Origin of the sequence: Pseudomonas viridiflava (assembly GCF_900602065.1) — a bacterium.
Lineage (GTDB): Bacteria > Pseudomonadota > Gammaproteobacteria > Pseudomonadales > Pseudomonadaceae > Aquipseudomonas.
Map to the genome: position 1 here is coordinate 111,301 of NZ_UWFN01000263.1, position 21,521 is coordinate 132,821.

The following is a 21,521-nucleotide window of genomic DNA, read 5'->3' on the forward strand; positions in this document are numbered from 1 at the left end:
ATGCAACCCTACCTGATCCCCCAGCCGGGTATTCGTGTCAGCCTCACCGAGCTGATCGAGATGCGTCATCGCGTCCGCGAAGTCCAGCTGTTCTCCACCCCAAGCCAGCGCAGCCCGTTGATTGGCTTGCACCATTCCAAGCTGCGCGGCCGGGGTGTGGATTTTGATCAGGTCCGGGTCTATCAGGCAGGCGACGACGTACGCAGCATCGACTGGCGCGTGACGGCTCGTACTCAGGAGCCACACACCAAGCTGTTTCACGAAGAACGCGAACGCCCGATTTTCATCCTGGTCGAGCAAAGCCGCCGCCTGTTCTTCGGCTCAGGGCTGATGTTCAAATCAGTGCTCGCCGCCCAGGCTGCGGCGCTGATCGGCTGGGCCGCGTTGATCCACAACGACCGGGTGGGCGGGCTGGTATTTGGCGACAACGAGCATTACGAGATCAAGCCACGGCGCAGCAAGCAGAGTCTGCTGCAATTGCTCAACCGGATGGTCAGGGTCAATCAGTCGCTGCACACCGAAATTGCTGCCGACCGCGACGCACTCGGCATCGCCTTGCGCCGTGCACGCGAGGTGCTGCGGCCGGGCAGTCTGGTAATTGTTCTGTGTGATGAGCGCGCACTGTCCGATGCCGCTGAACAACAGCTGAGTCTGTTGTCGCGGCATTGCGACCTGCTGCTCTTGCCATTGTCCGACCCGCTGGATCATGCCCTTCCCGCCTCCGGCCTGCTGCGCTTTGCAGAACGCGGCGCGCAGCTGGAAATGGACACCCTGAACCCCGAACTGCGCCAGGCCTATCGCGCCCAGGGCGAGGCGCGTAAAGATCGCTGGGAAATGCTCGCGAAGAAACTGCGCGTGCTGTTGATGCCGCTGAGCACCCAGCAGGAAATGGTCGAACAACTGCGTGAATACCTGAACGCTCAGCGCCCGGTGAAACGCAAATGAACCCGCTGGACCAACTGCAACCGCTGATCGCCCCGCAAGCCGTGAGCTTCTGGCCGCTGGCTCCGGGCTGGTGGTTACTGTTGCTGCTGGTTCCGCTGGCCGGTTGGGGATTGTGGCGAGTGCGGCATGTGCTGCCAGTGAAAACCCGGGTTCGCCGTGCCGAACTGCCGCTGGACCCTGTACGCGTCGCCGCGCTGGCCGAACTCGCCAACATGCCCAAGCCTTATGACGGCGCTCCGGCCGGTGCCTGGTTGCAACAAATCAATGGTTTGCTGAAACGACTGTGCCGTAACCACTATCCATACAGCCAGAGCCATACGCTGAATGGCCGCAAATGGCTGGCGTTTCTCGACAACCGCTGCCCGGCTGCCGGTTTGACCCGCTGGATGGTGCTGGTGGAAGGCGTGTACAAGCCCGAATGCAAACTCGACGACAAGGCCATCAATGGCCTGACGCAATCCGTTGAAACCTGGATTCGCAAACATGTTTGAGTTCGCCTGGCCGTGGGTATTCGCTCTGCTGCCCCTGCCGTGGCTGATGCGGCTGCTGTTGCCTGGTGCCGACAGCGGCGAAGCAGCACTCAAAGTCAGCTTCCTGGGTGATCTGGAAGAACTGGTCGGGCGGCGCGCCAAAGTCGCCCTGCCCGGCTGGCGCCAGCAACTGCCGTTCATCCTGATCTGGTTACTGCTGCTGGTCGCGGCTGCCCGCCCGCAATGGCTGGGAGAACCGCTGCCATTGCCGTCCAGTGGTCGGGACCTTCTGGTCGCCGTGGATGTTTCCGGTTCCATGGATTACCCGGACATGGAATGGAAAAGCGACGAAGTCAGCCGGCTGGTTCTGGTGCAGCATTTGCTGGGTGACTTTCTGCAAGGCCGCAAAGGAGATCGAGTCGGTCTGATCCTGTTTGGCAGTCAGGCATTTGTTCAAGCCCCGCTGACCTTCGATCGCCACACGGTGCGCGTCTGGCTGGATGAAGCACGGATCGGCATCGCCGGGAAAAATACCGCTATCGGCGATGCCATTGGCCTGGCCTTGAAACGCTTGCGCCTACGCCCGGCGCAGAGCCGCGTGCTGGTGCTGGTCACCGACGGCGCCAACAATGGCGGGCAGATTGATCCGGTCACCGCCGCGCGTCTGGCGGCCGAACAACAGGTGAAGATTTACACGATTGGCATCGGCTCGGACCCAAACAAAGAAGGCTCGCTGGGCATGCTTGGGCTCAACCCCAGCCTGGACCTGGATGAGCCGACCCTCAAGGAAATCGCCCAGTTGACCGGCGGGCAGTATTTCCGCGCACGGGACGGCGACCAATTGGAAAAAATTCGTCAGACCCTCGACGCGCTTGAGCCGGTTGCGCAACAACAGACTCAGGCACGCCCTGCTCAGGCGCTTTATCACTGGCCACTCGCGATGGCGATGCTGCTGAGCGTGTTGCTGGTCGTACACGAACGCTGGCCGAACAACCCGGTGCACCGCGTGCTCAACCGCCAACGCTTTGTTCGTGATGGTCAGCATTGGCGTCAGCGGGTCGGGCAACGAGTCAAACGTCTGGGGCGCCGCCGATGATTGCGCTATGGCCGCACTGGTTCCGCCCTTGGTGGTTATTGCTCCTGCCATTACTGGGCTGGCTGCTCTGGCAACTCTGGAACCGGCAGAAACGTGCCGGGCGCTGGCAAATGATTCTGCCCCCTGCGTTCCATGCCGTCCTGCTCAGCGGCGGCCGAGGTCGCGACAGTAAAAAACCGTGGATCGTGCTCGGCATTGCCTGGTTGCTGGGTTTGCTGGCGCTGCTTGGCCCAGGCTGGCAGCGTGTCGAACAGTTGAGCCAGAAACCTGTTGATCCGCTGGTGGTGATGCTCGAACTGACCCCGGAAATGCTCGCCACCGATGCCCCGCCGACGCGACTCGAACAAGCCCGTCGTAAACTGATGGACCTGCTGCAGGCCCGCAGCGATTCGCAAACGGCGATCATCGTCTACGCCGGTAGCGCCCATACGCTGGTGCCGCTGTCGGATGATCAGATCACTATTCGCAACCTGCTGGATGCGGTCAAACCGTCGATCATGCCGCAGGCCGGGCACCGTGCCGATCTGGCCGTCCAGAAGGCGCTGGCCCTGCTCAAGCAAGGCGCGCTGGGACGTGGCCGCTTGTTGATCATCGGCTCATCACTGAGCGAGCAGGAACGCGAGGGTATTCGTCAGGCGCTGGTCGGCCAGTCACCGCCGCTGCTGATTCTCGGGGTTGGCACCGCTGAAGGCGCACCGGTTGAACAGGAAAAAGGCGGTCTGCTCAAAGACGCCCAGGGCGCGATCCTGCTGCCGCGCCTGGACAGCGCCAGCCTTACGGACTTCGCCGGGCAAGTCGGCGGACAGTACCGGCAATTGCGCATGGACGATCACGACCTGCGTGAACTGGGCTTGCTGGACAGCCCGAAACAGGTACAAAACGATGGGCAACTGATTCAACTCGACAGCTGGACCGACCAAGGCTACTGGTTCCTGTTGCCGCTGTTGCTGCTGGCCGCCTGCGCCGGGCGTCGCGGGTGGCTGCTGTGTCTGCCGCTATTAATGGCGCTGCCGCAGAACAGCTATGCCTTCGAGTTCGCCGATCTGTGGTTGCGCCCGGATCAGCAAGGCCAGCAACTGCTTGAGCAGCAGCGCCCCGCCGAAGCCGCCCGGCACTTTGAAAACCCGCAATGGAAAGGCATCGCGCTGTATCAGGCCGGAGATTACGCGAGCGCCGCCCAGCGTTTTGCCGAGGGCAATAGCGCCGCCGACCATTACAATCGCGGGAATGCGCTGGCCCGCAATGGCGAACTTGAAGCCGCGCTGGACGCTTATGAGCAGGCACTGGAGCGCCAGCCTGACTTGCAGGCAGCGCTGCAAAACAAGGCATTGGTAGAAGAGGCGCTGGAGAAGAATAAAGCCGCGGAACCTGAAGAGTCTGATCAGGCTCAAAGCCGCGACGACAACAGTGACGGCGAAAACCCGCAGAACCAGGCTGCGACCCATCAGCGTACCGAAAGTCAGCAATCGGCTGAATCCGCCGAAGCCAGCACTGCCGACGGTGAGCCCTCCCCCGGTGAGTCGACAGTTCAACCCAAAGGTAACCCGCAGTCAGGCTCACCGATGGATGACGAAGAAACCACCCGGCCACCGATCAGGCCGGCTGACGGCACTATCAATGGCGAACGGCGCCAGGCGCTTGAGCAATGGTTGCGGCAGATCCCGGATGATCCCGGCGAGCTGTTGCGACGTAAATTCTGGTATGAACAGCAACAGCGTCAGGAAAACACTCAATGAGTCGCGCCTACTCCCTATTGTTCGGCTTGCTGCTCAGCCTTGTTGCGCTGCCGGGCCAGGCTGCGGAACTGGTAGCCAGTGTCGATCGCACGCGGCTCAACTCCGGGGAAACCGTGGAGCTGACCCTGGAAACCAGCGACGTCACGCAGTTTGGCAAGCCGGACCTGAGCGCTCTGGAGAACAGCTTCGATGTGGGCGGTACGCGGCAGATCAACCGCCTCAACACCCTCGACGGCGGCAATCAGGCCACCACGCGCTGGATCATCACCCTGCTGCCAAAACAGACGGGATCGGTGGAAATTCCTTCGCTGCAACTGGGCGCGCTGAAGAGCCAGCCGATCAGCCTGCAGGTTATACAAAGCGACAATCCGGATCACGCCAGCCAACAGGCGCCCGTATTCGTCGAGGCGACGCTGGATAAAGACACCGTTTACGTCCAGGCCCAGGCCGTATTGACGCTGCGGGTTTACCATTCGGTATCGCTGTTCGACGACAGCACCTTGAGCCCCCTGGAAATCCCCGAAGCACGGGTCGAGAAACTCGGCGAATCGCGAACTTACGAAAAGCTCATCAACGGTATCCGCCACGGCGTGATCGAAATGCGCTACGCGATCTATCCGCAGCAAAGCGGCACGCTGGTGATACCGCCCCAGCACTTCAGCGCCACGCTGGTTCAGCCTAATAGCGACGGACCTTCGAGCAACGAACCGGGCACGCCGTTCGGGCCACAGCCAGGCAAAGTGATGCGTGTCAGTTCGGCGCAATTGCCCCTGACGGTCAAGGCCAAGCCAGCCAATTACCCGGCTGATGCGCCCTGGCTGCCCGCCCGCAGCATTAACCTGAGCGAAAGCTGGAGCCCAGAGCCCGGCCGCAGCCAGGTGGGAGACTCCCTGACCCGGACCATTACCCTCAAGGTCGAAGGCCTGTCCGGTGCACAGTTACCGCCGTTGCCAGCGACAGAAGTCAGTGCCTTGCGACGTTATCCCGACCAGCCCAAGCTGGCCAACCTGACCAGCGAACGAGGCCTGATCGGCACGCGTGAAGAACGTGAAGCGCTGGTGCCCACTCGTCCAGGTGCGATTGATTTACCAAGTGTCGACGTGGTCTGGTGGAACACCTTTGAAGACCATCTTGAACACACCACCCTGCCCGCCCGAACCTTGCAGGTCAGCATCAACCCGAGCCTGGCGGTGGACACACCGGTCAGCAGCGATCTGAACGGCGTCACTGTCATAGGCCCGCCAGTCTGGCCGTGGCAGATGAGCACGCTGTTCTTTGCCCTCACCACGCTGATTGGTTTTGTGCTCTGGTGGCGTGCTCGCGGCTTGCCAGCCGTCACCCGCGCCGTGCAAACAGGGCCCAGCCCGCGCACGGTGCTGGATGATCTCAAGCGCGCCAGCCTGGCGAATGACCCGCAAGCCACCCGTCAGGCACTGGACGCCTGGGCGCGTCAGCAACCGGAAACCCTGGCCGACATGGCTGCCCGCTTCGTGCCGCTGTCCGATGCACTGGATGGCCTCAATGGCGCGCTGTACAGCGAAACCGGCCAGCTCTGGCTGGGCGAACAACTATGGCGAGCAGTACGTACCCTGCCCGCCGCCGAACACATTCAGGACCCGACGGGCGAGCAGAGCTTGCCGCCGTTGTATCCAAAATAGAATCACGCCGCTAACCCTGTAGGAGCTGCCGAAGGCTGCGAAGGCACCTTCGTACTCGCCGCAATGAATCGGTAAACCGATATCGCAGCCTTCGGCAGCTCCTACAGGGTCAATAGCGCCGAATAAACAAGGTAAAAACATGCGACTGTTCCACACCTCCGACTGGCACCTCGGCCAGAACCTTCATGGCCAGGAGCGGGACTTCGAACACGCCAGCTTTCTGACCTGGCTACTGGCGCGGCTCGCCGAGCGTCAGCCTGATGTGCTGCTGATTGCCGGTGACATCTTCGACACCGTCAACCCGCCGGTTAAATCCCAGGAGCGGCTGTACGACTTCATCGTCAGCGCCCACGAGCAACAACCGCTGCTGACCATCGTGATGATCGCCGGCAACCACGATTCCGGCTCGCGCATCGAATTGCCCGCGCCCCTGATGCGGCGTTTGCGCACCCACGCATTGGGTCGGGTGTTATGGCTCGACGACGGCACGCTGGATGTCGAACGCCTGTTACTGCCCCTGCCGGACGCCACAGGTGAAATCGGCGCATGGTGCCTGGCGCTGCCATTCCTGCGTCCTGCTGAAGTCACCGGCGCAACTCTGGGCGACGACTACTTGCGCGGCATTGGCCGCGTGCACGAACTGCTGATCGAAGCGGCTAATCTGAAACGCCAACCGGGGCAAGCCCTGATCGCCATCAGCCACGCGCACATGGCCGGAGGTTCGGTCTCGGAAGACTCCGAGCGCAGCCTGATCATCGGTAACGCCGAAGCGCTCCCCGCCAGCCTGTTCGGGCCGAGTATCACCTACGTTGCCCTTGGCCATTTGCACAAGCCGCAGCGAGTCAACGGCGAAGAACGCATTCGTTACTGCGGCTCGCCGATCCCGTTGTCATTTTCGGAAATCGGCTACCAGCATCAGATTCTCGAAATCGATTGCGACGGCGATCAACTGCGCAGCGTCGAAACGCTGTTGATCCCCCGCGCCGTCAACCTGCAACGGATCGGCCCGGCACCGCTGGCCGAACTGCTGTTGCAGCTCAAGGAGCTGCCGGACATCGACCTGCTGGCCGACATTGATCGCCAGCCCTGGCTGGAAGTGCGCGTGCGACTGGACGAACCCCAGCCGGACCTGCGTAACCAGATAGAAGGCGCACTGGAAGGCAAAGCCGTGCGGCTGGTGCGGATCGGCGCCGAATATGCCGGTAAAGGCAGTGGTAACGGTGATGACAACGACGAAGGCCTGATCGAGCTGGATCAGCTGAGCCCACAAGAGCTATTCAGCCGCGCATGGCTGGATAACTATGGCAGCGAGGTCGATGAACAAACCCTGAGTGACTTCGCCACGCTGTTGCAGGAAGTCCAGCTGGAGAGCGAACAACCATGAAAATCCTCGCCATCCGCCTGAAAAACCTCGCCTCTCTCGCCGGGCCTTTTGAACTGGACTTCACCGCAGAACCCCTGGCCAGCGCCGGTCTGTTCGCCATCACCGGCCCCACCGGCGCAGGCAAAAGCACCCTGCTTGATGCGTTGTGCCTGGCACTGTTCGGGGCCATACCGCGCCTGAGCAATATCGGCCAGTCGCGGGTTCCGGAAATCGACGGTGACATCAGCACCAACGACCCGCGTACGCTGCTACGCCGTGGCACCGGCAGTGGTTATGCCGAGGTGGACTTCGTCGGTATCGACAAACGTCGCTATCGCGCCCGCTGGGAAACCAACCGCGCGCGGGACAACGCCGCGAAAAAACTCCAGGCCAGCCGTCAGACCCTGACCGATCTGGACAGCGAGCAGATCCTCAGCACGCAGAACAAGTCCGAATACAAAACCATGCTCGAAGCCCGCCTGGGTCTTAACTTCGAGCAGTTCACCCGGGCGGTCATGCTGGCTCAGAGTGAGTTCAGTGCGTTCCTCAAAGCTGACGACAAAGAGCGCAGCGAACTGCTGGAAAAGCTCACCGATACGGCGATCTACAGCCAACTGGGTCGCCGTGCTTTCAGCAAGAGCAAGGAAGCAGAAAAGGTCCACGAAGACCTCAAGTTGCTGGCCACCGGCATCGCACCCATGCAGCCGGAGCAACGCGCAGCACTGGAACAACACTTCAGCGAAGCGCAGCAACAGCTCAAGACCCAGCAAGCTCAACAGCGTCAGCTGGAACTTAAACAGCAGTGGCTGACCGAACTATTGCGCTTGCGTGACGAACACCTGAGCGCCAGTGAGCAACTGGCGAGCGCCCAGCAAGACTGGGAAAGCCAGGCCAGCCAGCGTCAGTTGCTGGGACAACTGGAACGCCTCGCGCCACAACGTCACCTGTTCGCCCAGCGTAACCGGCTGGATGCCCAACTGAGCCCGCTGAGTGCGCAGATCAGCGAGCACGTCCAGCGTCAGAGTGACCTTCAAGCACGGCAAAACGGGATTGAAGAAAAACTGCTGGCTGCTACTGCCGCACTCGAACAAGCCGAACAACAGAAAAAGACCGCCGCACCGCTCATCGGCCAGGCGTTCGAACAGCAAGGCAACCTCACCCACCTGAACAAGGAAGTGCAGGACGCCGCGCTTCATGCCGAAGCAGCAGAACGGACAAAAGCCAACAGCCAGGCCGCATTGAATCAACTGCTTGATCAACAACGCCTGCTGGACGAGCGCTTGCAATCCATCGCCGGGCAGCTGGAAAAAAGTGCCGTACTTGCACCGTTGAGCCAGGCGTGGACGGCCTACCGGCCCCGCTTGCAGGAAGCGGTCAAACTCAGCGCCCGCTTGAACAAGGGTCGTGAAGAACTGCCCGAACTGGAGAAAAACTCGACCCGCGCCGAGCAGGAATTGACCGACCGACGCAATGCCCTGCAAGCGCTGTACAGCGAGGCTCAGGTCAAGGCTGAAGCCGTCAACGCCGAGATTCAGCGCCTCGGGCAACTGCTGCAGGACAATCGTCAGCAACACAGCGCCAGCGACTCACTGGAGCGTATCTGGCAGCGGCATCAGGACATCGAAAAGCGCCTGCAAGATGTCGAAGTGCAACAACAGCAAGCCAATGAGCAGCGCAACAAAAGCATCGCTAACGGCCTGCAATTGAAAACCGAACACGACGCGGCCGAGCAGGCATTGAAAGTGACCGTCGAGGTGTTGCAACGCCAGCGCCTGGCCCGCAGTGCCAGTGTCGAAGAGCTGCGCGGCCAGTTGGTTGATCAACAACCCTGCCCGGTCTGCGGCAGCGAAGATCATCCTTATCACCAGTCCGATGCTCTGCTGCAAGCGTTGTCCGGCCATGATGACAGCGAAGAAAACAGTGCCCGCCTGAAGGTCAGCCAGCTAAGCGAAAAGCTCGCCGAACTGCGTGCCGAAGTCACGGAGCTCAACACTCGCCTCAAACAGGCCCGGCCACAGCTGGAACAACTCACAGAACAGTTGCAGAAACTGACCCCCGAGCTTGAGGCGCACCCGTTGTACCCGCGCCTGCTGGAGCAACCCGAGCCGCAACGCGGTGACTGGCTGAGCGAACGACTGCATGCACTGACTGAAGAAATTGCCGCCAGCGAGCAACGCCAGCGCCTGTTGCTCAAAGTGCAGCAGGACGCCGAGCAATTGCAGCAGAACGTGCAAATCGCCCGCGACGCCAGCCAGAGCGCGATGAAAATGCTGGATGACCAGCAACGCAATATTGCCCTGGACAATCAGGCCTTCGAAGCGGCGCTTCAGGAGTTTGAGCCCCTGCTGCCTGCCGAAAGCCTGCCGCGCTGGCGTGACGCAGCGACCGACAGTTTCATGCAACTCGACAACGACATCGCGCAACGCCTGCAACAACTCGATCGCCAGCAGGAAGAACAACAGGAACACAGCGAGCGGGCACGCAAAATCGAGCGCGAACAGGACAGTCAGCACAATCTGGAACAGGAACGCCTGAAACAACAGCAACGTCTGGCAGACCTTCAGGCTCTGCAACTGGCCAGCCAGCAACGTCTCGCGCAAATGCTCGGCGATTACACCAGTGCCGAACAATGGCAACAGCAGCTTGAGACGCTGCTGGAACATGCTCGCCGGGCTCAAGCCAACGCCAGTGATGAGCTGCAACAGGCACGCAGCGAACTGATCAAACTGGCCACGGGGCTTGAAAGCGAACAGTCCCGCCTGAAGGATTTGCAGCAGGAGCTGGCCGAGCTGAATCAGAACATCACGCAATGGCGCAGCACCCACGCCGAGCTGGACGATGCCGCTCTGGAGGTGTTGCTCACCTACAACGATGAGGGCATCACTCAACTGCGTCAGCAACTGCAACAAAGCGAAAAGGCTCTGGAACAGAGTCGCATTCTGCTCCAGGAACGCGACAAACAGCTGCAGCAGCATCAGGCCCACCACAGCGATGTGGCCGATGCCGAGCAATTGGCCGCCGCGTTGCTGGAGGCACAAAAACGCTGCGCCGATCAGGAACAGCAATGCGCTGACTTGCGCGCTCAACTCAGCGAAGACGAGCGCCGTAACAACGCAAGCCGCGACCTGCAGGAACAGATCGCCAAGGCCCACAGCGAGTACCTGCGCTGGGCTCGCCTGGCAGCGTTGATCGGCTCGGCTGAAGGCGATCGATTCCGCAAGATCGCTCAGGCTTACAACCTCGACTTGCTGGTCCATCATGCCAACGCCCAGCTAAAACAACTGGTGCGACGTTATCGTCTCAAGCGCGGCGGCAGCATGCTCGGGTTGCTGGTGATGGACACGGAAATGGGCGACGAACTGCGCTCGGTGCATTCGCTGTCTGGCGGCGAGACCTTTCTCGTTTCGCTGGCGCTGGCCCTCGGACTGGCATCCATGGCATCAAGCACCTTGAAAATCGAATCATTGTTTATCGACGAAGGCTTCGGCAGCCTCGACCCGGAATCCCTGCAACTCGCCATGGATGCACTGGATGGTTTGCAAGCCCAGGGCCGTAAGGTCGGGGTGATCTCTCACGTACAGGAAATGCACGAACGAATCCCGGTACAGATTCAGGTGCGGCGCCAGGGCAATGGCCTGAGTACGGTAGAGGTCAGTCCCTGATGAGCGCAGTGCTTTACTCTTTTCGCCGCTGCCCTTACGCCATGCGCGCTCGCATGGCTTTGCGGTATGCGGGCTGCGCGGTACAAATCCACGAAGTCAGCCTCAAGGCGAAACCGCCGGAGATGCTTGAGCGCTCGCCGAAAGGCACGGTGCCGGTGCTGGTGCTGGAAGATCAGGTGCTGGAACAAAGCCTGGACATCATGCACTGGGCGTTGGCCTGCAATGATCCGGATAACTGGCTACTGATCGACAACGGTGATGGTCGTCGGGATATTCAGGCGCTTATTGAGGAGAATGATCAGGTGTTCAAGCAGCATCTGGATCGCTACAAATACTTCGTACGCCACCCAGAGCATCCGCAAGAACATTACCGGCAACTGGGTGAGGTGTTTTTGCAGAAGCTGGAGGCTCGTTTAGAGGACCGGGACTTTCTGGTAACGGATCAAGTGAGCCTGGCAGACATCGCGGTCGCGCCGTTCATACGGCAATTCAGCGCGGTGGATCCTGACTGGTTCGCAACGAGTCCATATCCGCAGTTGCGTGGCTGGCTGGAACGGTTCATTCAGTCAGCATTGTTTAAAGCAGTGATGGCTAAGTGACAACAGCCTATCGGTAACCGCAATCTTTTGTGGGAGCGGTGCTTGGTCTGGGCGGCATTCCGACGATAAGGCTGGACGCAATGCTGGGATAGACCGAGTTGTACCTATCGCGGGCAAGCACCGCTCCCACAGGAAAGCGCATCGCAAGCCGCATTACACAACCACCTCAACCCTGTCCGGCCGGGTTCCTGCCTGCACTTTCTGCGCCCTTGATAGCTCAATAGCCTGAGCGATTTCATACCGGCATTCGATATTACGCGCGACACCGCCCACCGAGTTCTGGCCAATGCCCAACAATGAACTGCCGTTGATCATGACTGCCAGACCCGCCGTCACCCACATCTTGCCGCCACTCACGATGCACGCTCCTGAGTATTCAGCGCCGCGCGGTCAACCACGGTTTGAGTTGAGGGAGAAGTCAGTTGCGGATTCATGCTGGTAACAGTGACCACTGCAATAAAAACCACATAAAGCGAAATGGCGATGTAAGCGCCTTGTTTGATTGAATGAAGAATGGCAGTGGCCATGGGTGTAACTCCGTCAGTTGCAGTGTTGTGTTTCCTGGCCGACAGGATCGCGAAAAAACGGAGTATTGAAAAACGATGGTTAGAGATAGCGAATATCAGCTGGGTTGATTATTGAATCGGTTTATCAATTCAATAGATAACCCTGTAGGAGCTGCCGAAGGCTGCGATGGCGGTGCATCAGAAATATTGCTTTCGCAGCCTTCGGCAGCTCCTACAGATTGTGGAACCCTACAGACAAAAAAAGCCCGCATCCTATGAGAGACGCGGGCCAAGAGGGACTCATCCGGCGCTTTCGCGAGCAGGCTCACTGGCAGAATTTGCATGGCTCTGATACGCGATGATCAGAAGGTCGCAAAAACCTGGGTAAGCGAACATGCTCGCGAAAGCGGCGTTAATCAAACAGGGTTGTTCTTTGAGAATCCATTCCCGGGTATCGAACTATTCGCTAACCGGGAATGGATTCAATCGCTTATTCATTGTTGAGTCTTGTGATCCAGTGCTGCGTAAAAATTAGCACTTTGCTGCAAGTATTTAGGGGTGTAAGTCTGAGTGGCGTGATTCTTTTTGTCGCTGACATCAACACTGGCCTGTGCAGGCAATGCAACAGTGGCGGAGATGGCAGACGCGGCAATGATGGAGAAGATATTGAAGTTCATGGCGTTAACCCTCGGAGTATGTTTACTGCGTTTCAAGTCTTGACCGTCTTGGCCGTGACTCAAACTTACCCCCGAGGGCGGCTCAGCCGAAATGTTTTGTAGCACTAGCTCATATCACTTGAATTGATAGAACCTCAACCCCGCGTAAATAGCGGGGTTGAGGCTCCGGGACAATCACTTGCCCGTCAGGAAACGGAAATCCGACGGTGAATCAAAATCGAGTTTTTGCACCGTGTCACCGAGCAAACCGGTTTTCGGGTCGACCTTCACCGTGACAATCTGATTGCTCTTCTGGTTGGCGATCAGCATGAACTGACCGCTTGGGTCGAAGCTGAACTCACGAGGCTCCAGGCCTTCAACCGAGCGACGCTGCACTTCGCTGAGCTGCCCTTTTGCATCAATGGCAAATACCAGCAACTGGTTGGCTTCACCGCGATTGGCCACGTAGAGGTATTTGCCGTTTGGCGAGGTGTGCAAACCACCCGCACCGACTTTCTGCTGCTGGTCTTTGTTCTTCAGATCCACCAGTTGGGTCTGCTTGAACACACCGTCGTGGTAATCAAACACCGCGACCTGCGCGACCATCTCAAGGGTTAACCAGGCGTGTTTGCCATCCTGACTGAACAACAGATGACGCGGGCCGCTGCCTGGCGGCAATTGCACAGTCGGCGTTTTCGCGGGTTGCAAAGGCTTGGCGCGCTTGCCGTCGTAACTGAACACCAGCATCTTGTCGGCGCCCAGATCACTGGTCACCACGTACTTGCCGTCCGGCGTAGGGATGGCCGAATGCACATGGGAAGACGCCTGACGCTCAGGGTTGACCTTACTGGCGCCGTGATTATTGCTGACCTGAACGACGTCGGACAGCGTGCCGTCCTGGCCAACCGGAATCACCGCCAGCGCACCACCCGGATGGGGTTGCACGGCGTAGTTGGAAACGAACAGGAAACGCTGGTCCGGGCTCAGGCTCGAATGCGTCGGCTCATCACCCTGGCTCTTCACCTGATTGATCGGCGTGACCTGATGGGTCTTGGCGTCAATGGCAAAACTGCTCACTTTGCCGACCACGTCCTTGCCACCAGGGCCGTTTTCGTTGACGACGAACAGGTGGCGCTGATCTTTCGACAGCGTCAGCCAGGACGGATTGTCAGTCTTGATCACTTGCAACGGCTTGGCATCCAGCTGGCCAGTCTGGCTGTTGAACCGGTATCGATAGATACCTTCACTGGCGGCCTGGGTATAAGAACCAATCAGTACGTCGTATTCAGTCATGCTTTGCGCCTGTATCGGGAAAGCGCTCATTGCGCCGGCCAGTGCCAGCCAAGGCAGAAATGTACGAGTCATGGGCAGAGCCTTCTTTTTCAGGTTGTTATTGGGCGCCATCGACGCGCGAACAACTTCTGAGACACTGCTTTGCCCTGATTGGTTTTATGCGGATCAATCCTCTTGCACGTCTTCATCGTCTTCTTTGGTCGGCGTGAACGCTTCGAGGCACTTCATGCGGTAATCATGAGTGCCGTCGGTAATCAGCCAGCATTGCTGAGCTTCATCGAATGTCGCGGCGTTGACCTGCTCCATGGTGAACCGCCAGGTCTTGCGCTCGCGACCGTCCATGCACTCGAGGGTGAGGAAATCGCCCAGAAAGAAATCCCAGGCGTGCAGCCCGTCAATTTCCAGCATCGTGGCGTCTTTCAGGGCTGCACTCATCGTCGTCGGGGTGGTGGTCATGGCAGTCTTCGTCTGTGTAAAAGCGCGAATGATAGGCCAAAACCACCTGCGAGTTTAAGCAGTAGCTTCAACGGCAGCCGATGAGGGTTTGTCGTGGGTGGTCTCGCGCACATAATACCGGTTCGGAATCCCCCAGATAATCAACGCAGCGGCCAGTATGCAAACCGCGCACAGTACATAGAGCGCAGGCGTCGCCGCACCGGTCAGATCCTTGACCCGGCCGACCATGAACGGCGCGATGATGCCGCCCAACTGGCCGATGGAATTGATCAGCGCGATACCCGCTGCTGCCGCCAGACCACTGAGGAAACGCGGCGGAATGGTCCAGAAAATCGGCATCCAGGCGATGATGCCAGTCATGATCATGGTCATGCCAACCATCAACGGCAGCAATTGCCCTGGGAGCAACGCGCAGACCAGATAGCCCGCCGCTGTCAGTAATGCGCAAGCCGCCATGTGCCAACGGCGTTCACCGTGTCGATCGGAGCTGGCACCGATCAGCAGGTTGCCAACCACCGCACCCACATAGGGAATCACCGTCAGCCAGCCAATGGTCATGGTGTCGGCAACGCCTGCGCTTTTGATCAGTTGCGGCATCCAGAACAACAGACCGGTCAGCGCCATGACCAGACACAGGTAAATCACCGACATGACGTAGGTGGTCGGGTGTTTCCAGATGTCCTTGAAGCTTTGCGGCGTCTCGGGCTGGACTTCCCGGGCCATGCGCGCCAGAACGACTTTTTTTTCGGCGTCGTTCAGCCATTTGGCGTCTTCAATGCGGTCGCAGACAAACCAGAACACCACGATGCCGAGCAATACCGACGGCAGGCCTTCCAGCAGGAACAGCCAGCGCCAGCCGGGCATGCCCAGCACCCCGTCGAAGTGGTTGAGGATCAGCCCGGCAATCGGCCCGCCGACAATACCGCACAGGCAGATCGAACTCTTGAAGTAGGAATTGACCCGCGCGCGGCGGTTACTCGGGTACCACTGGGTGAAGAAATACAACACGCCAGGCACAAAGCCCGCTTCCATCACACCAATCAGAAAACGCAGGGTGTAGAACCAGAACTCAGTCTGCACGAACATCATGCACGCGGAAGTGATGCCCCATGTGACCATGATCCGCGCAATCCATACCCTTGCGCCGATCTTGTGCAGGAGCATGTTGCTGGGGACTTCGAACAGAAAGTAGCCGACGAAAAACAGGCTGGCACCAAGGCCATAGACCGTTTCACTGAAGCCCAGATCGCTCTGCATCTGCAGTTTGGCAAAGCTGATGTTGACGCGATCCAGATAGGCAAACAGGAAGCAGACGATGAACAGCGGGATGATCCGCCAGTTCACCTTGCGGTAGATCTTGTCCTCGAAGGCATCCTCATCGAACGCTTCGACTGGCGCAGTGTGGGTGGTCATGTGCGCACCTCCTTGTTGTTATTAGTGGGTGTCGAACTTAAATGCAATTTGATCCTGTGGAATGAACCCTGTGGGAGCGAGGCTTGCCCGCGATAAACGATAACGCGGTGTATCTTCTAGACTCGTCTCATGTATCGCGAGCAAGCTCAGCTCCCACAGGGTTAAATCGCATTCCTATGGATGATCATCACAACTGCCCGATCCCGCCCGGCAAAAACGCGGCTTCGGTTTGTTCGATTCCGTTTACCAGCGGCTTGCCGAACTCTGCCTGGCTGATCTGAAACTGATCCCCCGGCTGGGTGCGCACGCCATCAGCAAACGACAAGGTCGCGGTGCCGAAGAAGTGCACGTGCACGTCACCCGGACGCAGGAACTGGCTGTATTTGAAGTGGTGGTACTCAAGGTTTTCCAGGCTGTGGCACATGTTGGCTTCGCCACTGAGGAACTCTTTCTCCCAGAGCACTTCACCGTCACGTAGCACCCGACTGGTTCCGGCCAGGTTCTGCGGCAGCTCGCCAACCCGCAGTTCCGGGCCAAAGGAACAGGCGCGCAGCTTCGAGTGGGCGAGATAGAGGTAATTACGACGCTCCATGACATGGTCGGAGTATTCGTTACCAATGGCGAAACCCAGCCGGTACGGCTTACCGTCATTGCCGATCACATACAGACCGCTCAGCTCGGGCTCTTCGCCGCCATCCTCGGCAAACGGTGGCAACGAAAAAGCTTTGCCGGGACGCACGACAATGCTGCCATCGCCTTTGTAAAACCATTCCGGCTGTACACCCGCCTGCCCGGCTGCTGGTTTGCCCCCCTCCACGCCCCATTTGAAGATGCGCATGGTGTCAGTCATCGAGGCTTCATCGCCCGCCTGCTGGTGCATCTTGTCCCGGGCAGAGGCGCTGCCCAAGTGAGTCAGGCCGGTACCGCTGACCAGCAGATGTGCAGGATCGGGATGGTCCAGCGGCGGCAGGATGCGCAGTTCCTGCAAGAGCTGAGCATAATCATGGCTGTCACCGAGGCCCTGCTTGTCGACCTGTTGCGCCAGGCCAATGCCAGCGTCAATAGCCGATAGCGCAAGCTCCCGCACGCTCTGCGCGCCCTGTACTTCACGGATCAGATCACCGTCGACCAGACCGACGCGGCGTTGGCCGTTGTTGAGTTCGAATTGCACAAGGTTCATGGGTTTCTCCTTTCATATTCATTGCAGGCGACGCGTTTCCCCGGTGGGGGATTCCAGGTTGGCCTGTAAACACAGTCTGCGTGGGAGCGAATTCATTCGCGAATGGGCCGGTACATCCGCCACCTTTGTATTGCCTGAAATACCGCCTTCCCGAATAAATTCGGTCCCACAGGGAAAGGCACCATTGAGTTATCAGGCCTGACGACCGCGGGCACTGGCGGCGAAATCGCTGGCGGGCAGCACATGCTTGCGTTCCAGCAAGTGGTAAACCACACCGGTCAACACCAGCCCGAAGACCATCACCACGGACAGGAAGTACAGGCCCGAAGCCAGGTTGCCGGTGTATTCCTTGAGCGCGCCGATCACGAACGGACCGATATAGCCACCCAGGTTGCCCACTGAGTTGATCAAGGCGATACCCGCCGCAGCACTGGCACCCGCAAAGAAGCGGCCCGGCAAGGTCCAGAACACCGCGGTGCAGGAAAACAGCGCGAACGCCACCAGGCACAACGCCGCCAGTTGCGCGACAGGCAAGGTCAGCCAGGCACTGAGGAACAGACCGATCGCGCCCAGCACATAAAGCACGGCAAGGTGCCCATACCGGTCGTTAAGACGGTCGGAACTGCGCGGGATGATCAGCAAGCCGATGATGCCGAAAATGTAAGGCACTGAAGACACGAAGCCGGTCACCAGATCACTGCCGCCAAACTGTTTGATCAGCGTCGGCAGCCACAGGCCCAAGCCGTAAATGCTCAACGTCACGGGCAGGTAAAACAGCGCAAGCAGCAGGACGCGTTTGTCCTTCAGGGCGTGCAACGGATTGCCATGGCGAGTCTGACCGTACTCCTCCAGATCCTTTTTCAACTCGCCGGTGAGCCAGTCCTTCTCGGCCTGGTCCATCCATTTGACTTGTTGCGGGCCATCGGGCAACCAGCGCAGCACCGGCCACGTCAGCAGGATGGCCGGGGTGCCGATGACGATAAACAGCCACTGCCAGCCGTGCAGACCGAGCACGCCGTCCATGCCCAGCAAACCGCCGGACACCGGGCCGGTGATCATCATTGCAATCGGTTGGGACAGGATAAACAGGCCGAGGATCTTGCCGCGATGGCGAACCGGGAACCACTGCGTGATGTAGTACAAAACGCCCGGAAAGAAGCCTGCCTCGGCCGCACCCAGCAGAAAGCGCATCACATAGAAGCTGTGCGGCCCCTGCACGAAGGCCATGCCGATGGTGATCGCGCCCCAGGTGATCATGATCCGCGCGAACCAGCGACGGGCACCGAAGCGTTCAAGCATCAGGTTGCTGGGGATTTCGAACAGGAAGTAGCCGATGAAAAACAGCCCGGCACCCAGCCCGTAGGCCGCATCGCCGATACCGATGTCCGCGCCCATGTGCAACTTGGCGAAGCCCACGGCGGAGCGGTCCACATAAGCGATCAGGTAAAGCAGGATCAGGAAGGGAATCAGTTTCAGGGTGATGCGGCGAATAAGCCGGAGTTCCTGGCTCATGTGTGCGATCTCCAATTGTTCTTGTTATGAAGTGGAGATCGCCTCTGGCCTGAAGCATTTGCATGCTGCCGCCACGGTCGTCCCTCACTGAAAATCGACTATATAGTAATACTATTTAGCGAACAACTCTTCCAATGAGCCGAATTTACGCTTAACTTAACCAGCATAAAAGCCATTAAGTCTTACAATAAGAGAGCCTGATCATGTCTGATTCCGATAAAAAGCCCCTGCGTTCTGCCCAATGGTTTGGTACTGCCGACAAAAACGGCTTCATGTACCGCAGCTGGATGAAGAATCAGGGCATCGCCGATCACCAGTTTCAGGGCAAGCCCATCATCGGCATCTGCAACACCTGGTCGGAACTGACCCCCTGCAACGCCCACTTCAGACAGATTGCCGAACACGTCAAACGTGGTGTGATTGAGGCAGGTGGCTGGCCTGTGGAATTCCCGGTGTTCTCCAATGGCGAATCCAACCTGCGCCCCACCGCAATGTTCACCCGCAACCTGACCAGCATGGACGTCGAGGAAGCGATTCGCGGCAACCCCATCGACGGCGTTGTGTTGCTCACCGGCTGTGACAAAACCACCCCCGCTCTGCTGATGGGCGCGGCCAGCTGCGACGTGCCCGCCATCGTTGTGACCGGCGGGCCGATGCTCAATGGCAAGCACAAAGGCAAGGACATCGGCTCCGGCACCGTGGTCTGGCAGATGCATGAAGCCTATAAAGGCGGGCAAATCACCCTTGATGATTTTCTCGCAGCAGAAGGCGGCATGTCGCGCTCGGCGGGTACCTGCAACACCATGGGCACCGCATCGACCATGGCGTGTATGGCTGAAGCGCTCGGCACTTCCCTGCCCCACAACGCGGCGATTCCGGCCGTGGACTCCCGACGTTACGTGCTGGCGCACATGTCCGGGATGCGTGCGGTGGAGATGGTCAAAGAAGACCTGCGCCTGTCGAAGATTCTCACCAAAGCCGCGTTTGAAAACGCGATTCGAGTCAACGCGGCCATTGGCGGCTCGACCAATGCCGTCATCCATTTGAAAGCCATCGCCGGGCGCATCGGCGTCGATCTGGAGCTGGACGACTGGACCCGTATCGGCCGTGGCATGCCAACCATCGTCGACCTGCAACCGTCCGGGCGCTTCCTGATGGAGGAGTTCTACTATTCGGGCGGTCTGCCCGCCGTGCTGCGACGCATGGACGAGGCCAACCTGCTACCTAATCCGGACGCCTTGACCGTCAACGGCAAATCCATCCGCGAGAATACCCAGGGCGCGCCAATCTATGGCGAAGACGAAGTGATCCGCGCTCTGGACAACCCGATCCGCGCTGACGGCGGCATCTGTGTCCTGCGCGGTAATCTGGCGCCGCTGGGTGCCGTGCTCAAGCCTTCCGCCGCTACTGCCTCATTGATGCAACACCGTGGCCGCGCCGTGGTCTTCGAGAACTTCGACATGTACAAGGCGCGGATCAATGATCCGGATCTGGACATCGATGCCAACTCAATCATGGTCATGAAAAACTGCGGGCCCAAGGGTTATCCGGGCATGGCTGAAGTCGGCAACATGGGCCTGCCAGCCAAACTGCTCGCTCAGGGAGTGACTGACATGGTGCGCATTTCCGATGCACGTATGAGCGGCACCGCTTACGGCACAGTGGTTTTGCATGTGGCACCGGAAGCAGCGGCTGGTGGCCCATTGGCGGTGGTGCAGGAAGGTGACTGGATCGAACTTGATTGCGCCAGCGGCCGTCTGCACCTGGACATTCCGGACGCCGAACTGGCCGCCCGCCTCGCCGACTGGCAGCCACCGCAACAGCAGCAACTGTTGGTGGGCGGCTATCGCGAGCTGTATGTGAAGCATGTGTTGCAGGCTGATCAGGGCTGCGACTTCGACTTCCTGGTGGGTATGCGCGGGGCGGAGGTGCCAAGGCATTCGCATTGATAAAACTGAATGTCGCTCTAACAGGTTGCCTCGATATCTTTGAGGGCGCGCAACCTGTGGGAGCGAATTCATTCGCGAAGACGGTTTTTCAAACAACGAATGTGATTGGATGTACCGGCCCATTCGCGAATAAATTCGCTCCCACAGGGGATATGCGCCAGGACTCAAAGCCGATGCTATGATGCCCCGCACTCATCGCTCAGGATCGACTTGCGTCCCCATGGATTACCGAAAGCCTTCCGACCGCAAAAGCATGCACGCCCGCATTGTCCAGGAGTTGGGCATGCAGATCGTTTCCGGACGTTTCAAACCGGATGAGAAATTGCCTGCCGAAGCCTTGCTCTGTGAGGAATACGCTGTCAGTCGACCGGTGTTGCGCGAAGCAACCCGGGTGCTGGTGGCCAAAGGTCTGGTGTACTCGCGCCCGCGGGTCGGCACCGTGGTCAAAGCGCGTCGTGAATGGCATTTGCTCGACCCGGATGTGTTGCACTGGGTCATGCAGTGCACGCCCCAAAATGAATTCTTCAATTTGTTGACCAGCGTCCGGGCGGTCATCGAACCCGCTGTTGCCGCCCTCGCCGCGCAACACGCCACCGATGAAGAGATCGCGTCGATTGGCGAGGCGTATCAACGCATGGAGGCTGCGCCAAATCCTGAAGCACTGTTGCAGCCCGACCTGGATTTCCACAGCCGTATTGCCGACGCTACGCACAACGATCTGCTCGCGCACCTGTGCAACATGCTCTCGCTGGCCTTGCGTGAAGCGCTCAAGCATTCAAACCAACGCCCCAACCTGCATGAACTGGCGTTGCCGCGCCACAAGGCAATCCTCACCGCCATCGAAAACCGCGACGCTTTGGGTGCGCGGCATGCAACGCTGGTGCAGCTTGATGACGCGCGCAATGCATTGAGCGTGGTGCTGGGCCGGGAGTTGGGGTTGTAACACTGCACCTGTAGGAGCTGCCGAAGGCTGCGAAGCGGTATGTCTGTTACATCGCCTTCGCAGCCTTCGGCAGCTCCTACAGTG

The 21,521-nt window shown here is 59.2% G+C and carries 18 protein-coding genes; 10 read left to right on the top strand and 8 right to left on the bottom strand.

From position 1 onward, the window contains the following. The 8 genes from EE949_RS14245 (at position 1) to EE949_RS14280 (ending at position 11,529) form a co-directional block, all read left to right on the top strand. Positions 1–945 carry a DUF58 domain-containing protein gene (locus EE949_RS14245; RefSeq protein ID WP_122664995.1) on the top strand — a complete coding sequence of 315 codons (945 nt, stop codon included), beginning with the start codon at positions 1–3 and terminating at the stop codon, positions 943–945. Then, complete coding sequence (locus EE949_RS14250; protein ID WP_122664865.1) at positions 942–1,436, top strand: DUF4381 domain-containing protein; 495 nt, start codon at positions 942–944, stop codon at positions 1,434–1,436. Before EE949_RS14245 ends, EE949_RS14250 begins: the two co-directional genes overlap by 4 nt. Beyond that, the gene (locus tag EE949_RS14255) at positions 1,429–2,511 is read left to right on the top strand and encodes a vWA domain-containing protein (protein WP_122664866.1); all 1,083 of its coding nucleotides are present in this window, start codon (positions 1,429–1,431) and stop codon (positions 2,509–2,511) included. The genes EE949_RS14250 and EE949_RS14255 overlap by 8 nt, the downstream gene beginning before the upstream one ends. Continuing rightward, positions 2,508–4,247 (top strand): vWA domain-containing protein, encoded by a 1,740-nt coding sequence (locus tag EE949_RS14260; RefSeq protein ID WP_122664867.1) that lies wholly within the window; start codon positions 2,508–2,510, stop codon positions 4,245–4,247. The genes EE949_RS14255 and EE949_RS14260 overlap by 4 nt, the downstream gene beginning before the upstream one ends. Further along, positions 4,244–5,905: a BatD family protein gene (locus tag EE949_RS14265; protein ID WP_122664868.1), complete on the top strand. Its 1,662-nt coding sequence runs from the start codon at positions 4,244–4,246 to the stop codon at positions 5,903–5,905. The genes EE949_RS14260 and EE949_RS14265 overlap by 4 nt, the downstream gene beginning before the upstream one ends. 139 nt (positions 5,906–6,044) lie before the next feature. Next, positions 6,045–7,289 (top strand): exonuclease SbcCD subunit D C-terminal domain-containing protein, encoded by a 1,245-nt coding sequence (locus tag EE949_RS14270; protein WP_122664869.1) that lies wholly within the window; start codon positions 6,045–6,047, stop codon positions 7,287–7,289. Continuing rightward, positions 7,286–10,930, top strand: coding sequence for an AAA family ATPase (locus tag EE949_RS14275; RefSeq protein ID WP_122664870.1), 3,645 nt, complete (start codon positions 7,286–7,288; stop codon positions 10,928–10,930). Before EE949_RS14270 ends, EE949_RS14275 begins: the two co-directional genes overlap by 4 nt. Beyond that, positions 10,927–11,529, top strand: coding sequence for a glutathione S-transferase (locus EE949_RS14280; RefSeq protein WP_122664871.1), 603 nt, complete (start codon positions 10,927–10,929; stop codon positions 11,527–11,529). Before EE949_RS14275 ends, EE949_RS14280 begins: the two co-directional genes overlap by 4 nt. A gap of 153 nt (positions 11,530–11,682) precedes the next feature. Here EE949_RS14280 and EE949_RS14285 read toward each other — a convergent pair whose 3' ends face one another. From EE949_RS14285 to EE949_RS14315, 8 genes are all read right to left on the bottom strand, one after another. Beyond that, entirely contained in the window at positions 11,683–11,886 is a 204-nt protein-coding gene (locus EE949_RS14285; protein WP_122664872.1) for a hypothetical protein, read from the bottom strand. Continuing rightward, entirely contained in the window at positions 11,883–12,056 is a 174-nt protein-coding gene (locus tag EE949_RS29465) for a hypothetical protein (RefSeq protein ID WP_162874461.1), read from the bottom strand. Before EE949_RS29465 ends, EE949_RS14285 begins: the two co-directional genes overlap by 4 nt. 473 nt (positions 12,057–12,529) lie before the next feature. Continuing rightward, on the bottom strand, positions 12,530–12,712 hold the full coding sequence (locus EE949_RS14290) for a hypothetical protein (protein WP_122664873.1): 183 nt from the start codon (positions 12,710–12,712) through the stop codon (positions 12,530–12,532). Between the two features lie 174 nt (positions 12,713–12,886). After that, on the bottom strand, positions 12,887–14,056 hold the full coding sequence (locus EE949_RS14295) for a lactonase family protein (RefSeq protein WP_122664996.1): 1,170 nt from the start codon (positions 14,054–14,056) through the stop codon (positions 12,887–12,889). Between the two features lie 93 nt (positions 14,057–14,149). After that, the gene (locus EE949_RS14300; protein ID WP_122664874.1) at positions 14,150–14,440 is read right to left on the bottom strand and encodes a DUF5629 family protein; all 291 of its coding nucleotides are present in this window, start codon (positions 14,438–14,440) and stop codon (positions 14,150–14,152) included. 54 nt (positions 14,441–14,494) lie between these two features. Further along, positions 14,495–15,853, bottom strand: a complete 1,359-nt coding sequence (locus tag EE949_RS14305) for an MFS transporter (RefSeq protein WP_122664875.1) — start codon at positions 15,851–15,853, stop codon at positions 14,495–14,497. Positions 15,854–16,040: 187 nt separating this feature from the next. Next, positions 16,041–17,033 (bottom strand): AraD1 family protein, encoded by a 993-nt coding sequence (araD1, locus tag EE949_RS14310; protein WP_122664876.1) that lies wholly within the window; start codon positions 17,031–17,033, stop codon positions 16,041–16,043. 192 nt (positions 17,034–17,225) lie between these two features. After that, entirely contained in the window at positions 17,226–18,545 is a 1,320-nt protein-coding gene (locus EE949_RS14315; protein ID WP_122664877.1) for an MFS transporter, read from the bottom strand. A 203-nt stretch (positions 18,546–18,748) separates the two neighbouring features. On the opposite strand from EE949_RS14315, the gene EE949_RS14320 reads away from it, so the two are divergent. Together EE949_RS14320 and EE949_RS14325 are read left to right on the top strand one after the other, a co-directional pair. Further along, on the top strand, positions 18,749–20,494 hold the full coding sequence (locus EE949_RS14320) for an IlvD/Edd family dehydratase (RefSeq protein ID WP_122664878.1): 1,746 nt from the start codon (positions 18,749–18,751) through the stop codon (positions 20,492–20,494). Between the two features lie 220 nt (positions 20,495–20,714). Then, complete coding sequence (locus EE949_RS14325; protein ID WP_122664879.1) at positions 20,715–21,437, top strand: FadR/GntR family transcriptional regulator; 723 nt, start codon at positions 20,715–20,717, stop codon at positions 21,435–21,437. Positions 21,438–21,521 lie beyond the last annotated feature (84 nt).

Excerpts from the sequence above, each read along its gene's own strand:
- EE949_RS14245 (WP_122664995.1), top strand. The coding sequence starts at position 1 with ATGCAACCCTACCTGATCCCCCAGCCGGGTATTCGTGTCAGCCTCACC.
- EE949_RS14250 (WP_122664865.1), top strand. The coding sequence starts at position 942 with ATGAACCCGCTGGACCAACTGCAACCGCTGATCGCCCCGCAAGCCGTG.
- EE949_RS14255 (WP_122664866.1), top strand. The coding sequence starts at position 1,429 with ATGTTTGAGTTCGCCTGGCCGTGGGTATTCGCTCTGCTGCCCCTGCCG.
- EE949_RS14260 (WP_122664867.1), top strand. The coding sequence starts at position 2,508 with ATGATTGCGCTATGGCCGCACTGGTTCCGCCCTTGGTGGTTATTGCTC.
- EE949_RS14265 (WP_122664868.1), top strand. The coding sequence starts at position 4,244 with ATGAGTCGCGCCTACTCCCTATTGTTCGGCTTGCTGCTCAGCCTTGTT.
- EE949_RS14270 (WP_122664869.1), top strand. The coding sequence starts at position 6,045 with ATGCGACTGTTCCACACCTCCGACTGGCACCTCGGCCAGAACCTTCAT.
- EE949_RS14275 (WP_122664870.1), top strand. The coding sequence starts at position 7,286 with ATGAAAATCCTCGCCATCCGCCTGAAAAACCTCGCCTCTCTCGCCGGG.
- EE949_RS29465 (WP_162874461.1), bottom strand. The coding sequence starts at position 12,056 with ATGGCCACTGCCATTCTTCATTCAATCAAACAAGGCGCTTACATCGCC.
- EE949_RS14290 (WP_122664873.1), bottom strand. The coding sequence starts at position 12,712 with ATGAACTTCAATATCTTCTCCATCATTGCCGCGTCTGCCATCTCCGCC.
- EE949_RS14295 (WP_122664996.1), bottom strand. The coding sequence starts at position 14,056 with ATGACTCGTACATTTCTGCCTTGGCTGGCACTGGCCGGCGCAATGAGC.
- EE949_RS14300 (WP_122664874.1), bottom strand. The coding sequence starts at position 14,440 with ATGACCACCACCCCGACGACGATGAGTGCAGCCCTGAAAGACGCCACG.
- EE949_RS14305 (WP_122664875.1), bottom strand. The coding sequence starts at position 15,853 with ATGACCACCCACACTGCGCCAGTCGAAGCGTTCGATGAGGATGCCTTC.
- araD1 (WP_122664876.1), bottom strand. The coding sequence starts at position 17,033 with ATGAACCTTGTGCAATTCGAACTCAACAACGGCCAACGCCGCGTCGGT.
- EE949_RS14315 (WP_122664877.1), bottom strand. The coding sequence starts at position 18,545 with ATGAGCCAGGAACTCCGGCTTATTCGCCGCATCACCCTGAAACTGATT.
- EE949_RS14320 (WP_122664878.1), top strand. The coding sequence starts at position 18,749 with ATGTCTGATTCCGATAAAAAGCCCCTGCGTTCTGCCCAATGGTTTGGT.
- EE949_RS14325 (WP_122664879.1), top strand. The coding sequence starts at position 20,715 with ATGGATTACCGAAAGCCTTCCGACCGCAAAAGCATGCACGCCCGCATT.